At 64.2% G+C, this 12,799-nt stretch carries 13 protein-coding genes; 2 read left to right on the forward strand and 11 right to left on the reverse strand.

The annotated features are described in order from the left end of the window. The 9 genes from KH616_RS13100 to KH616_RS13140 form a co-directional block, all read right to left on the reverse strand. Nucleotides 1–835, reverse strand: an 835-nt coding sequence (locus KH616_RS13100; RefSeq protein ID WP_292245076.1) for a phosphoglycerate kinase, incomplete at its 3' end; no start/stop codon positions are given. Further along, complete coding sequence (gene gap / locus KH616_RS13105; RefSeq protein WP_292245078.1) at nucleotides 817–1,830, reverse strand: type I glyceraldehyde-3-phosphate dehydrogenase; 1,014 nt, start codon at nucleotides 1,828–1,830, stop codon at nucleotides 817–819. The genes KH616_RS13100 and gap, both read right to left, overlap by 19 nt. A 39-nt stretch (nucleotides 1,831–1,869) precedes the next feature. After that, on the reverse strand, nucleotides 1,870–2,547 hold the full coding sequence (gene gph / locus KH616_RS13110) for a phosphoglycolate phosphatase (protein ID WP_292245079.1): 678 nt from the start codon (nucleotides 2,545–2,547) through the stop codon (nucleotides 1,870–1,872). Continuing rightward, nucleotides 2,544–4,580 (reverse strand): transketolase, encoded by a 2,037-nt coding sequence (tkt, locus tag KH616_RS13115; protein ID WP_292245081.1) that lies wholly within the window; start codon nucleotides 4,578–4,580, stop codon nucleotides 2,544–2,546. The genes gph and tkt overlap by 4 nt, the downstream gene beginning before the upstream one ends. Nucleotides 4,581–4,614: 34 nt before the next feature. Next, on the reverse strand, nucleotides 4,615–5,493 hold the full coding sequence (locus tag KH616_RS13120; protein ID WP_292245083.1) for a phosphoribulokinase: 879 nt from the start codon (nucleotides 5,491–5,493) through the stop codon (nucleotides 4,615–4,617). Nucleotides 5,494–5,543: 50 nt separating this feature from the next. Beyond that, on the reverse strand, nucleotides 5,544–6,617 hold the full coding sequence (locus KH616_RS13125; RefSeq protein WP_292245085.1) for a class 1 fructose-bisphosphatase: 1,074 nt from the start codon (nucleotides 6,615–6,617) through the stop codon (nucleotides 5,544–5,546). A gap of 20 nt (nucleotides 6,618–6,637) precedes the next feature. Next, nucleotides 6,638–7,516 (reverse strand): CbbX protein, encoded by an 879-nt coding sequence (cbbX, locus tag KH616_RS13130; RefSeq protein WP_292245088.1) that lies wholly within the window; start codon nucleotides 7,514–7,516, stop codon nucleotides 6,638–6,640. Nucleotides 7,517–7,599: 83 nt separating this feature from the next. Then, nucleotides 7,600–8,016 (reverse strand): ribulose bisphosphate carboxylase small subunit, encoded by a 417-nt coding sequence (locus KH616_RS13135; protein WP_292245090.1) that lies wholly within the window; start codon nucleotides 8,014–8,016, stop codon nucleotides 7,600–7,602. A gap of 12 nt (nucleotides 8,017–8,028) precedes the next feature. Next, nucleotides 8,029–9,516: a form I ribulose bisphosphate carboxylase large subunit gene (locus tag KH616_RS13140; protein WP_292245092.1), complete on the reverse strand. Its 1,488-nt coding sequence runs from the start codon at nucleotides 9,514–9,516 to the stop codon at nucleotides 8,029–8,031. Between the two features lie 103 nt (nucleotides 9,517–9,619). On the opposite strand from KH616_RS13140, the gene KH616_RS13145 reads away from it, so the two are divergent. After that, nucleotides 9,620–10,540 carry a LysR family transcriptional regulator gene (locus tag KH616_RS13145; RefSeq protein WP_292245094.1) on the forward strand — a complete coding sequence of 307 codons (921 nt, stop codon included), beginning with the start codon at nucleotides 9,620–9,622 and terminating at the stop codon, nucleotides 10,538–10,540. A 73-nt stretch (nucleotides 10,541–10,613) separates the two neighbouring features. Here KH616_RS13145 and KH616_RS13150 read toward each other — a convergent pair whose 3' ends face one another. Together KH616_RS13150 and KH616_RS13155 are read right to left on the reverse strand one after the other, a co-directional pair. Continuing rightward, entirely contained in the window at nucleotides 10,614–10,742 is a 129-nt protein-coding gene (locus tag KH616_RS13150) for an oxalate:formate antiporter (RefSeq protein ID WP_292245095.1), read from the reverse strand. 15 nt (nucleotides 10,743–10,757) lie between these two features. After that, a complete protein-coding gene (locus tag KH616_RS13155; RefSeq protein ID WP_292245096.1) occupies nucleotides 10,758–12,158 on the reverse strand; it encodes an OFA family MFS transporter in 1,401 nt (466 codons plus the stop codon). A gap of 257 nt (nucleotides 12,159–12,415) precedes the next feature. Here KH616_RS13155 and KH616_RS13160 point away from each other — a divergent pair. Then, nucleotides 12,416–12,799 (forward strand): hypothetical protein (locus KH616_RS13160; protein ID WP_292245097.1); only part of this gene is annotated, 384 nt, incomplete at its 3' end.

Below are 12,799 nucleotides of genomic sequence, written 5' to 3' on the forward strand. Positions count from 1 at the left end.
CGCACACGACGTCCACCGGAATCGGCACCGATGCGCCCCGCGCGGCCATCAGGTCCATGATCTCGCGTGCCTCGCCCACGAGATCCGGTTCGGCCAGCGATTTGCCGATCGGCAGTCCGGCGGCCAGCATGAAGGTGTTGGCGATGCCGCCGCCGACGATCAGCTGGTCGACCTTCGCGGCCAGCGACTTGAGGATGGTGAGCTTGGTGGACACCTTCGAGCCCGCCACGATCGCCACCAGCGGACGGGCCGGCGCACCCAGCGCCTTGCCCAGCGCGTCCAGCTCGGCCGTCAGCAACGGCCCCGCGCAGGCAACCGGCGCATACTTCGCGATGCCCTCGGTCGTCGCTTCGGCGCGATGTGCGGTGCCGAACGCGTCATTCACATAGATGTCGCACAGCCGCGCCATCTTCTGTGCGAGCTCATCGCTGTTCTTCTTCTCGCCACGATTCACGCGGCAGTTTTCCAGCAGCACCACTTCGCCCGGCTCGACCGCGACGCCGCCATCGACCCAGCCGCTCACCAGTCGCACCGGCTGCCCGAGCAGTTCGGACAGGCGCGCCGCCACCGGCGCGAGCGAATCCTGCGGCTTCATGTCCCCTTCGGTCGGGCGCCCGAGGTGCGAGGTCACCATCACCGCGGCGCCCGCCTTCACGCACGTCTCGATCGCCCCCAGCGACGCACGGATGCGCGTGTCCTCGGTAATGCGGCCCTGCTCGTCCTGCGGAACGTTCAGGTCGGCCCGGATGAACACACGGCGGCCGCCTACCGCACCGCTCGCAACCAGATCGTCCAGCTTCAGCACCGGCGTCGTCATCACGCAGCCCTCATCCATGCCGCCGTGGTATCCAGCATGCGGTTGCTGAAGCCCCACTCGTTGTCGTACCAGCTCAACACCTTGACGAGCGTGCCGCCGATCACACGTGTCTGCGTCGCATCGAAGATCGACGAACGCGGATCATGGTTGAAATCGACGGAGACGAGCGGCGCGTCGTTGTAGCCGAGAATGCCTTTCAGTTCGCCCTGGGATGCTTCGCGGATGATCGCGTTGACTTCCTCGACGGTCGTCGGCCGCGCGGCCGTGAAGGTCAGGTCGACCACCGACACGTTGATGGTCGGCACGCGGATCGCAAATCCGTCGAGCCGGCCGTTCAGCTCGGGGATCACCAGGCCGACGGCCGCCGCCGCACCCGTCTTGGTCGGAATCATCGACTGCGTGGCCGCACGCGCGCGCCGCAGGTCCTCGTGATACACGTCGGTCAGCACCTGATCGTTCGTGTAGGAATGAATCGTCGTCATCAGGCCCTGCTCGATCCCGATCGCCGCATGGAGCGGCTTGACGAGCGGCGCCAGGCAATTGGTCGTGCAGGACGCGTTCGAGATCACCGTAAACGCCTGTCTGAGCGTGTCGTCGTTGACGCCGTAGACGATCGTCGCATCGACATCCTTGCCGCCCGGCGCGGATATCATCACCTTGCGCGCACCGGCCGCGAGATGCGCGGACGCCTTCTCCTTGCTCGTAAACAGTCCCGTGCATTCCAGCACGACATCGACATCCAGTTCGCGCCACGGCAGCTCGGCGGGATTGCGCACGGACAGCACCTTGATGCGGTCGCCGTTGACGACGAGCGCGTCGCCATCCACATCGACGGTGCCGGCGAACGGGCCGTGCACCGTGTCGTAGCGCGTGAGATGCGCGTTGACGTTCGCGTCGCCGAGATCGTTGATCGCGACGATGCGGATTTCATCGGTCCGCTTCGCGTCGTACAGCGCGCGCAGGATATTGCGGCCGATGCGGCCATAGCCGTTGATCGCTACGTTGATGGGCATCTCGTCTCCTTTCCTTTTATCGTGGATTCGTCATTCGTCTCAGCTCGCTGCGGTGTGCGGCGAGACAATGTGATCGGCCATCTCCGCGATGGACTGGAACACGCGGTCCGGCTGCGCGTCCGTGATCGGTTCGCCGTAGTTGTAGCCGTACGGCACGGCCCAGGCCGCGACGCCGGCACGGCGGGCGGTCTGGATGTCGGTCTTGGAATCGCCGAGGTGCGCGGCCTCGCGCACGGGCACCTTGAGACGCTCCAGGCAATGGCGGATCGGCAGCGGGTGCGGCTTCTTGTAGGGCAGGCTGTCGCCGCCGACCACCACGTCGAAATACGGCTCGAACCCGGCGTTCTCCAGCAGCCGCAGCGTGAACCGGCGGTTCTTGTTGGTCACGACGCCCATCAGCATGTCGGCGGCGCGCAACCGGGCCAACGCCTCGGGCACGCCCGGATACGGCTGTGCCAGCGTGCCCACCGTCGCATCGTAATGCGCGTCGAATACCGGCATGACCGTGTCCAGCACGATGTCCGGATCCACGCCCAGGCTGATGAGCACTTGCCGCATCAGTTCCTGCGTGCCGTGCCCGATATAGCCGATCACGGTGTCGAGCGAGATCGCCGGGTATCCGTACTCGTCCAGCGTGCGATTGACCGCCAGCGCGATCTCCGGCGCCGTGTCGAACAGCGTGCCGTCGAGGTCGAAGGTGATGAGGCGCGTCTTCATGACCGGCATGCCTCCACGACGCGCTCGACCGTCAGGCCGAAGTGCGGGAACAAGGCGCTCGCCGGCGCCGACTCGCCGAACGTCGCGAGACCGATCACCCGGCCCTCGAGCCCGACGTACTTGTGCCAGAAATCCCGGTGGCCCGCCTCGACCGCCACGCGGCGTATGCCCGGCGGCAGCACGGTCGCTCGGTAGGCATCGTCCTGCCGGTCGAACACCGACGTCGACGGCATCGACACCACCCGCGCGCGCACGCCGTCTTCCGCGAGCTTGCGCTGCGCGTCGAGTGCGAGCGCGACTTCCGATCCGGTCGCGATGAGCACCACGTCCGGCGGCCCGCCCGCGGGCTCGCTCAGCACGTAGCCGCCCTTGCGGACGCATGCAATCTGCGCCTCGTCGCGCGTCGCCGGCGGCAGGTTCTGGCGCGACAGTATGAGCGCGCTCGGGCCGGACTCGCGCTCGATCGCCATTTGCCACGCAATGGCGGTCTCGACCGTATCGCACGGCCGCCAGACATCGAGATTCGGGATCAGCCGCAAGCTCGCGACATGCTCGATCGGCTGGTGCGTCGGGCCGTCTTCGCCGAGGCCGATCGAGTCGTGCGTGAGCACGTGGATGACACGCTGGTTCATCAGCGCGCTCATGCGTATCGCGTTGCGCGCGTAATCGGAAAACACGAGAAAGGTGCCGCCGTACGGAATGAAGCCGCCATGCAGCGCCATCCCGTTCATCATCGCGATCATCCCGAACTCGCGCACGCCGTAGGACAGGTAGTTCGCGCCCGGCTCGATCGTCTCCGCCTCGTTGATCGAGCGGGACGCCTTGGCCGCCGTCAGGTTCGACCCGGTCAGATCCGCGGAGCCGCCGAACAGCTCGGGCAATGCGGGTACGAGCACGTCGAGCGCGATCTGCGACGATTTGCGCGTCGCGGTCGGGGCCGTCACCGCACGCGCGACGTCGAGGAGATGCTGCGCGATGCCCGGCCAGTCGGACGGCAGCTCACCCTGCATGCGGCGCTCGAATTCCGCCGCTTCGTCGGGATATTCCGTGCGGTACGCGTCGAACAGCACGTCCCATTCGCGGGCGAGCGCAGCGCCGCGCGCGCGCTGACACCAGCTCGCACGCACGTCGTCGGGAATCTCGAACGGAGCATGCGGCCACTCGAGCGCCTCGCGCGTCGCCGCGATCTCGTCGGCGCCGAGCGGCGCGCCGTGCACGTCGTGGGTATCCGCCTTGTTCGGCGAACCCCAGCCGATCTTCGTCCGGCAGATGACCAGGCTCGGACGCCCGTCGCTCGCGTGCGCATCGCGTATCGCCGCATCGACGGAAACCGCATCGTGACCGTCGATCGGCCCGATCACGTTCCAGCCATACGCCCGGAAGCGGGCGGCCGTATCGTCGGTAAACCAGCCGTTCACATGGCCGTCGATCGAGATGCCGTTGTCGTCGTAGAAGCAGATCAGTTTGCCGAGGCCGAGCGTGCCGGCCAGCGAGCACGATTCGTGGCTGATGCCTTCCATCAGGCAGCCGTCGCCGAGAAACACATACGTGTGGTGATCGACGACCGGAAAGCCCGGCCGGTTGAAGCGCGCGGCGAGCAGTTTTTCCGCGAGCGCCATGCCGACGCCGTTGGCGAGCCCCTGCCCGAGCGGGCCGGTCGTCGTCTCGACGCCGGGCGTGATGCCGACTTCCGGATGCCCCGGCGTCTTCGCATGCAGTTGCCGGAAGCGCTTCAGCTCGTCGAGCGGCAGGTCGTAGCCCGACAGGTGCAGCGCCGCATACAGCAGCATCGAGCCGTGGCCGTTCGACAGGATGAAACGGTCGCGATTCGGCCAGGACGGCTCGGCCGGGCTGTGCCGCAAATGGCCGCGCCACAGCACCTCGGCGATATCGGCCATGCCCATCGGCATGCCCGGATGCCCCGACTTCGCGGCCTCGACCGCGTCGATGGCGAGAAAGCGCAGCGCGTTGGCCGCGCGGCGCCGGTTCTGCGGCAGCGCCGTCTCGAGGCGCACGTTGCTGGGATGGTTCATTGCGAGTTCTCCTTCATGCCGTCGGTGCGCGCGCTCACGCCATCGCCTGGCGTCGATTGCCGATCAGGCGCAGGATCATCGGGGTAAAAATGAGCTGAACCGCGAGCCCCATTTTTCCGCCCGGACAGACGATGGTGTTCGGACGCGACATGAACGAGCCATGCAGCATCGACAGCAGATACGGAAAATCGATGCCGCGAGGATTCGCAAAACGGATCACGAGCATGCTCTCGTCGAGCGACGGAATGTCCCGCGCACAAAACGGGTTCGACGTGTCGACGACCGGCACACGCTGGAAATTCACGTGCGTCCGGGAAAACTGCGGGCAGATGTAGCTCACGTAGTCCGGCATGCGGCGCAGGATGACGTCGACGACCGCTTCCTGCGAGTAGCCGCGCATGTTCTGGTCGCGATGCAGTTTCTGGATCCACTCCAGATTGATGCTGGGCGCCACGCCCACGAGCAGGTCGGGATACTGCGCGACGTCGACGCTGTCGGTCACCACGCCGCCGTGCAGCCCTTCGTAGAACAGCAGGTCGGATCCGCCCGGCAGATCGGCCCAGGGCGTAAACGTGCCCGGCGGCTGACCGTGCTCGGCGCCCTCGATCTCGTCGTGCAGGTATTTCCGGCAGCGGCCGGTTCCCGTTTCGCTGTACGTCGCGAACAGATTCGCGAGTTCGTCGAACAGGTTGGCCGCCGGCCCGAAGTGGCTGAAGTTGTGATCGCCCGCGTCTTCGGCTTCCTTCATTTTCTGGCGCATCTGCAGACGGTCGTACGCATGGAACGAATCGCCCTCGACGATCGCGGCATTCACGCCTTCACGCCGGAAAATATGCTGAAACGCCTTTGTAATCGTGGTCGTGCCCGCGCCCGATGAACCGGTGATCGCCACGATCGGATGTTTGGTCGACATGTCCCCTCCTTCTTTTCCTCAACTCAATACGAATGGCCCTGCCTGGCGGATCACGAGCGGAATAGCGAGCGCGTGTTGAAGAGCGGCGATTCGTAGCGATGGTCGGTGCCGCCGTCGAATTCCTGGTGGTAGCGTTCGACGCGCTCGACCTCGCACCGGGATCCGAGGATCACCGGCACGCGCTGGTGCAGCGCCTCCGGCACCGTTTCGAGGATGCGTCCGCGTCCGGTCGACGCACAGCCGCCGGCCTGTTCGACGATCATCGCCATCGGATTCGCTTCGTAAAGCAGTCGCAACCGGCCCGGTTTCGCCGGATCCTTGTTGTCCTTCGGGTACATGAACACGCCGCCGCGCATCAGGATCCGGTGCACTTCGGCGACCAGCGAGGCGACCCAGCGCATGTTGAAATCCTTCTGGCGCGGGCCGGCCTTGCCCTTCACGCATTCGTCGATGTAGCGCTGCACCGGCGGCTCCCAGAACCGCATGTTCGACGCGTTGATCGCGAACTCCTGCGTCTCTTCCTTGATGCGCAGATCGGGATGCGTGAGGATGTACGCGCCGATTTCCGGATCGAGCGTGAAGCCGTGGACGCCATTGCCGAGCGTCAGCACGATCATGTTGGCCGGCCCGAACAGCGCGTAGCCGGCACAAACCTGTGCGGTGCCCGGCTGGAGGAAATCGTCGACCGTCGGGTGCGTGACCCCGGGCGGCGCCTCGAGCACGGAAAAGATCGTGCCCACCGTGAGATTGACGTCGATGTTGGACGAGCCGTCGAGCGGGTCGAAGAGCAGCAGGTAACGCCCGCGCGGATATTCCCCGGGAATCTCATAGACCGTCTCCATCTCTTCCGAGGCCATGCCCGCGAGCTGGCCGCCCCACTCGCAACAGGACAGCATGATGTCGTTCGACAGCACGTCGAGCATCTGCTGCACCTCGCCCTGGACGTTCGTCCCGCCCGCACTGCCGAGCACCCCGGCCAGCGCGCCGCGCGCCACCCGCGTACCGATGTATTTGCACGCTGTCTGGATGTCATTGATGAGCGCGGTCAGCTGCTCGTCCTGCTGCGGATTGCGGCGATGCTCTTCGATGATGAACTTCGACAGTGTCGTTCTGCCGTATTGCATGAGCTGTCTCCCTCTACTTTCTAATTTCCGCCCCTGAACACGCGGCTCGCGCGGATATCCGCACCGGTGATGGTCTCGAGCGCTTCGCGCGTGACGGTCTCGTTGCTCCTGAACACGCGATTCGCCTGACGCAGCCGCGCGCGATCGAGTGCGTTGCGGATCGAACGGGCATTCGCGAAATTGGGCTGCGTCTTGCGCAACTCGATATAGGCCTGCAACGCTTCCTTGGCGTCGTCGTCGAGCCGGTAATGCATGTCGCTCAGCATCAGCTCCGCGATCTGGAACAGCTCGCCGTCCGAGTAATCCGGAAAGTCGATGTGATGCGCAATCCGCGATGCCATGCCGGGATTGCTCTTGAAGAACGTATCCATGCGGTCCTTGTAGCCCGCGAGGATCACGACGAGGTCGTCGCGCTGGTTCTCCATGATCTGCAGGAGAATCTCGATCGCTTCCTGGCCATAGTCGCGCTCGTTCTCCGGGCGGTACAGGTAGTACGCCTCGTCGATGAAGAGCACGCCGCCCATCGCGCGCTTGAGCACCTCCTTGGTCTTCGGCGCGGTGTGGCCGATGTACTGGCCGACCAGATCGTCCCGCGTCACCGCGACGACGTGGCCTTTGCGCACGTAGCCGAGGCGGTGCAGGATTTCGGCCATGCGCATCGCGACGGTCGTCTTCCCGGTGCCGGGATTGCCGGTGAAACACATGTGCAGCGATGGCGCCGCAGTGGCCATGCCCAGTTCCTTGCGCGCACGCTCGACCACCAGAAAGGCGGCGGTCTCGGCGATGCGCGCCTTGACAGGCGCGAGCCCGATCAGCTCGCGGTCAAGCCGCTCCAGCACATCGTGGATTTGCGCATCGCGCACGATGGCTTGCAAGTCGATGGCGTTTTCGGTGCTCATGGCGTCGAAGCTCGTCTACGGATTGAAGGGGCGGTGCAAGGCGCCCGGACAGCGCGCCCTGCACCGGGCGGATCACCGTACGATCAGTAGCGATCGCCTTCCGGGCGCTCCGTGGCGTACGAGCGCAGCTGGTACTGGATCTTCCGCGCCGCTTCCTCGTTGCGCACCAGGCAGAAGCCGCTTTCGTCCTTCGGGCGGTTGACGATGAAGGACAGTCGCACCGTCTCGAAGCCGAGCGTCGAATCGAACGCGTTGATCTTGATGTAGCGGTCCCCGTACGTCTTGCGGCACGCGTTGACCTCGAGCATCACGCCGGCGGCGTCCTTGAGGTCGAACATCGGGGTCGCCCACATTTCCCAGAACGAATTGCGCGGATGCGGATCGTCCGTGTACTCGACGGAACAGGCCCAGCCCTCGCGCAGCGCGTATTCGATCTGTGCGCGGATTTCGTCGTCCGTAAAGTCGGGCAGGAAAGAAAAAGCCCCTTGGGTCAGTCGCATGGCGTTCTCCAATTAGTTCGAAGTCGTCGGGGTCGACACATAGTCCGGCGTGTCGGTGGACGCATAGTTGAAGGTGACGTCGCGCCACGTATCGAGCGCCTGCTTGAGCGGCGTGCACCAGCGCGATGCCTCCTCGAGGATCTGCGGCCCCTCGTTGGCGATGTCGCGCCCTTCGTTGCGTGCCTTCGTCATCACTTCGAGCGCGACGCGGTTCGCGGTGGCGCCTGCCTGGATGCCCATCGGATGGCCGATCGTGCCGCCGCCGAACTGCAGCACCACGTCGTCGCCGAAGAGCGTCAGCAGCTGGTGCATCTGGCCGGCGTGGATGCCGCCCGACGCCACCGGCAGGACCTTCTTCAGGCCGGCCCAGTCCTGCTCGAAGAACAGGCCGCGCGCCAGGTTGACCTCGTTCTTCGACTGACGGCACACGTCGTAGAAACCCTGAACCGTCGGCGGATCGCCTTCGAGCTTGCCCACCGCGGTGCCGGCGTGCACGTGGTCGACGCCCGCCATGCGCAGCCACTTGGCAATCACGCGGAACGAAATACCGTGCGACTTCTGCCGGGTGTACGTGCTGTGACCGGCGCGGTGCATGTGCAGGATCATGTCGTTCTTGCGTGCCCAGTTCGACATCGACTGGATCGCCGTCCAGCCGATCACGAGGTCGACCATCACGATGCACGAACCGAGTTCCTTTGCGAATTCGGCGCGCTCGTACATGTCCTCCATCGTCGCGGCAGTGATGTTCAGGTAGTGACCCTTGATCTCGCCGCTCGCCGCTTCCGCACGCTTGACGGCTTCCATACAGAACAGGAAGCGGTCGCGCCAGTACATGAACGGCTGCGAGTTGATGTTTTCGTCATCCTTCGTAAAGTCGAGGCCGCCCTTCAGCGCTTCATAGACGACACGGCCATAGTTCTTGCCCGACAGGCCAAGCTTCGGCTTCATCGTCGCGCCGAGCAGCGCGCGGCCGAACTTGTCGAGACGCTCCCGCTCGACCACGATGCCGGTCGGCGGCCCCTTGAAGGTCTTCAGGTACGCGACCGGAATGCGCATGTCCTCGAGTCGCAGCGCCTTGACCGGCTTGAAGCCAAACACGTTGCCGATGATCGACGCGGTCAGGTTGGCGATCGAGCCTTCCTCGAACAGGTCGAGCTCATACGCGATATAGGCGAAGTACTGCTGCTCGGTCGCCGTGCCCGGGCCGGTGTTCGGCACCGGATCGACACGATAGGCCTTGGCCCGGTAGTTGTCGCACGCGGTCAGACGGTCGGTCCAGACGACAGTCCAGGTTGCGGTCGACGACTCGCCCGCCACGGCCGCGGCCGCTTCGTCCGGCTCCACGCCTTCCTGCGGCGTGATGCGGAACAGTGCGATGACGTCTGTCTCCTTCGGTTGGTAATCCGGCTGCCAGTACCCCATCTGCTTGTACTTGAGCACGCCAGCTGAATAACGCTGCTTGGCATCGAGAATCACGCTGCTTTCCACGGGCTTGGTCATCGTAGTCGCTCCTCTTTTGGCTGACCTCATGGACACCGAGGTTACCCAGTGGAATAATTTTCGAAAATTCACATTTTCTTTGGTCTCGATTAAGGATTTCTGAATGAAGGGCGTCACGCTTCGTCAGCTGCGGGTATTCGTCGCCGTCGCTCGGCATCTGAACTTCGCACGGGCCGCGGAGACGTTGAATCTCACCCCGCCGGCCGTGACGATGCAGATCCGCGAACTCGAATCGCAGGTAGGGTTACCCCTGTTTGACCGCGAGGGCAGGAACGTGTCGTTGACCATCACCGGCGAGTACCTGCTCGTCTATGCACGCAAGGTCCTCGCAACACTCAAGGACGCCGAGGACATGGTGGCGAGCTTCAAGAAGGTCCAGACGGGGCGGCTCGCGATCGGCATGGTCAGTACCGCGCAATATTTCGTGCCGCAGCTGCTCGCGCGCTTTTGCAAGGATCATCCGGGCGTCGATGTGATTCTCACGGTCGGGAATCGTCAGACGTTAGTCGAGCAGGTGCAGCGCAATGAGGTGGATCTGGCCGTGATGGGACGGCCACCGAAGGAAATGGCCACGCGTGCGGAGCCGTTTGCATTGCATCCGCATGTGCTCGTGGCTTCGCCCGACCATCCGCTCGTGCGGCTCGGACACGTGCCGGCGCACGCACTCGCCGACTACAAGTTCATCGTGCGCGAACCCGGCTCGGGCACGCGTGCGGTGCTCGAGGAGTATTTCGACAAGCACGGCATTGCGCCGCACATCTCGATGGAGATGCCGGGAAACGAGACGATCAAGCAGGCCGTGATGGCCGGCATGGGCATCAGCATGCTGTCGCTGCATACGCTCGGACTCGAACTCAGCAACCGGCTCATCGCGATCCTCGATGTCGAGGACACCCCCGTGCTGCGACGCTGGCATCTCGTCAACATGCTGTCGAAGGTGCTGTCGCCTCCGGCCGAAGCGTTTCGCTACTTCATGCACGAACACGCGGAGGCATTCCTGACCGAACAGTTCGGCCAGATTTGATGCGTGCATGACGCGCCTGCGCTCGCGCGCAATGCACGGCGCGGGCGCGGGCGCTTCCGGATGGTCAGCGTATTCAGCCGAACAGCGTCAATGCCTTCGCGAGCGTATTGACGACACCCCACGTCAGCGGAATCAGCACGTAGAGCCAGAACGCGGCCAGCACGGCCTTGTTGGTCGGATGGACCTGGGCGGATTCATTCATCGTCGTGTCTCCTGATTACTTGGCGGCGAGCTGTGCGTCGCTCATGTAGTGCCGCTCGTTCACGCGCGTCACGAGCAGGTTGCAGATGAAGCCGATCACGAGCAGCGATGCCATGAGATAGACCGTCATCGTGTATGCGTCCGCTTTCCCGACGCCGTGCGCGACCTCGTAGGCGCGGATGTAGTTGACGAGCGCCGGCCCGACGACGCCGGCCGCGGCCCACGCCGTCAGCAACCGGCCGTGAATGCCGCCGACGTACGCGGTGCCGAACATGTCGGCCAGATAGGCGGGCACCGTCGAAAAGCCGCCGCCATACATCGACAGGATCACGCAATACGTGAGCACGAACAGGGCGATCTGTCCCGACGCCGCGAAATGCGGCACACAGACGTACAGCACGGCGCCGAGCGCGAAGAAGATGAAGTAGGTGTTCTTGCGGCCGACCCAGTCCGACGCGGACGCCCAGGCGAACCGGCCGCCCATGTTGAACAGCGACAGCAGCCCGACGAAGCCGGCGGCCGTCGCGGCGTTGACCGTGCCCTTGAAGCTCTCCTGGATCATCACCGAGGCCTGCCCGAGAATGCCGATCCCCGCGGTCACGTTGAGGAACAGCACGAGCCAGATCAGATAGAACTGCGGCGTCTTGAGCGCCTCGTCGATATGCACGTGCTTCGACGTGATCATCTTCTGCTTCGTGACTGCCGGCGGCGTCCAGCCAGCCGGCCGCCAGTCGGCCGGCGGCACGCGGATCGCCAGCGCGCCGATCGACATCGAGATGAAGTAGGCCACGCCGAGCACGACGAACGTCTCGGCCACGCCGACGCTCGACGCGCTCTTGAAATGGCTCATCAGTGCCACCGACAGCGGCGCGGCGATCATCGCGCCACCGCCGAAGCCCATGATCGCCATCCCGGTCGCCATGCCGCGCCGATCGGGAAACCACCGGATCAGCGTCGACACCGGCGACACATAGCCGAGCCCGAGCCCGATGCCGCCCAGCACGCCGTAACCGACGTACAGGAGCATGATCTGGTGCGTCCAGACGCCGATCGCCGAAATCAGAAAGCCGCCGCCGAAGCAGCATGCGGCGGTGAACATGGTGCGGCGCGGGCCGACGCGCTCGAGCCATTTTCCGGCGAATGCCGCTGACAGTCCGAGGCAGGCGATCGCGAGCGAGAAGATCCATCCGAGTGTCGTCAGCGACCAGTCGCCCGGCGCGGATTCGGTGATCCCGATCACTTTCGTGAGCGGGCCGTTGAATACCGAAAAGGCATAGGCCTGCCCGATGCACAGATGCACCGCCAACGCGGCGGGTGGCACCAGCCAGCGCGAAAAACCCGGTTGCGCGACGGTCGCTTCCTTGGAAAAAAACGGCGCGGCACCCGCGCGCCCGGCTGGCTCGATAACACTGCTCATGGCTGTCTCCGTTGTGGACCTTGCGGTGATCCGATCTGTTTATTGGCTTTTCGAATTCGGTTCCGGCGTCGCATGTCGGGCATTACCGCGCTGCCTGATATGCAATTTCCGGTCATATATCCGATACATCCGAATAATCGAAATGCCGTTTCTTATATTGGGTTCTCGGAAACATAGAACAACGAAAAGGCACGTTCAATATGCTTTTATCGTTCATATACGGATAAACCCCATTCATATACGGGGAAACACGGTATGTGCGTTTCGTTGTGCGCTCGCTGTTCGGCGGCATGCAGCAGGCTCGCCATCGGTTCATTCCCGGTGCCGTCACCGAACCAACCGGCGTGACCGGCCAATGTGCAACCGTCGATCCGATGCGGGGATCTATTCAGATCTGCTGCCGAGATCTGCCGCGATACCGAGGCAAGCCCGTTTGCGCCGCGCCATGCCGCTTTCTGCGCAACGCACATCACCCCGCCGCATTCGGTGCCAGATTATGTAGCGTGATTTCCTATTGCGACCGCAAAAAGATCGGCCTATCGTTGTTGCAAACCAGTCAAAACGAAGTCAGCGTGCATGCTCAATATGAGCCCGCAGCACATATGAGACTTTGGAGGAGCGAACCAGATGTCCCCCATTTC

It is taken from the genome of Burkholderia sp., assembly GCF_018375725.1.
GTDB lineage: Bacteria > Pseudomonadota > Gammaproteobacteria > Burkholderiales > Burkholderiaceae > Burkholderia.

Excerpts from the sequence above, each read along its gene's own strand:
- gap (WP_292245078.1), bottom strand. The coding sequence starts at position 1,830 with ATGCCCATCAACGTAGCGATCAACGGCTATGGCCGCATCGGCCGCAAT.
- gph (WP_292245079.1), bottom strand. The coding sequence starts at position 2,547 with ATGAAGACGCGCCTCATCACCTTCGACCTCGACGGCACGCTGTTCGAC.
- tkt (WP_292245081.1), bottom strand. The coding sequence starts at position 4,580 with ATGAACCATCCCAGCAACGTGCGCCTCGAGACGGCGCTGCCGCAGAAC.
- KH616_RS13120 (WP_292245083.1), bottom strand. The coding sequence starts at position 5,493 with ATGTCGACCAAACATCCGATCGTGGCGATCACCGGTTCATCGGGCGCG.
- KH616_RS13125 (WP_292245085.1), bottom strand. The coding sequence starts at position 6,617 with ATGCAATACGGCAGAACGACACTGTCGAAGTTCATCATCGAAGAGCAT.
- cbbX (WP_292245088.1), bottom strand. The coding sequence starts at position 7,516 with ATGAGCACCGAAAACGCCATCGACTTGCAAGCCATCGTGCGCGATGCG.
- KH616_RS13135 (WP_292245090.1), bottom strand. The coding sequence starts at position 8,016 with ATGCGACTGACCCAAGGGGCTTTTTCTTTCCTGCCCGACTTTACGGAC.
- KH616_RS13140 (WP_292245092.1), bottom strand. The coding sequence starts at position 9,516 with ATGACCAAGCCCGTGGAAAGCAGCGTGATTCTCGATGCCAAGCAGCGT.
- KH616_RS13145 (WP_292245094.1), top strand. The coding sequence starts at position 9,620 with ATGAAGGGCGTCACGCTTCGTCAGCTGCGGGTATTCGTCGCCGTCGCT.
- KH616_RS13150 (WP_292245095.1), bottom strand. The coding sequence starts at position 10,742 with ATGAATGAATCCGCCCAGGTCCATCCGACCAACAAGGCCGTGCTGGCC.
- KH616_RS13155 (WP_292245096.1), bottom strand. The coding sequence starts at position 12,158 with ATGAGCAGTGTTATCGAGCCAGCCGGGCGCGCGGGTGCCGCGCCGTTT.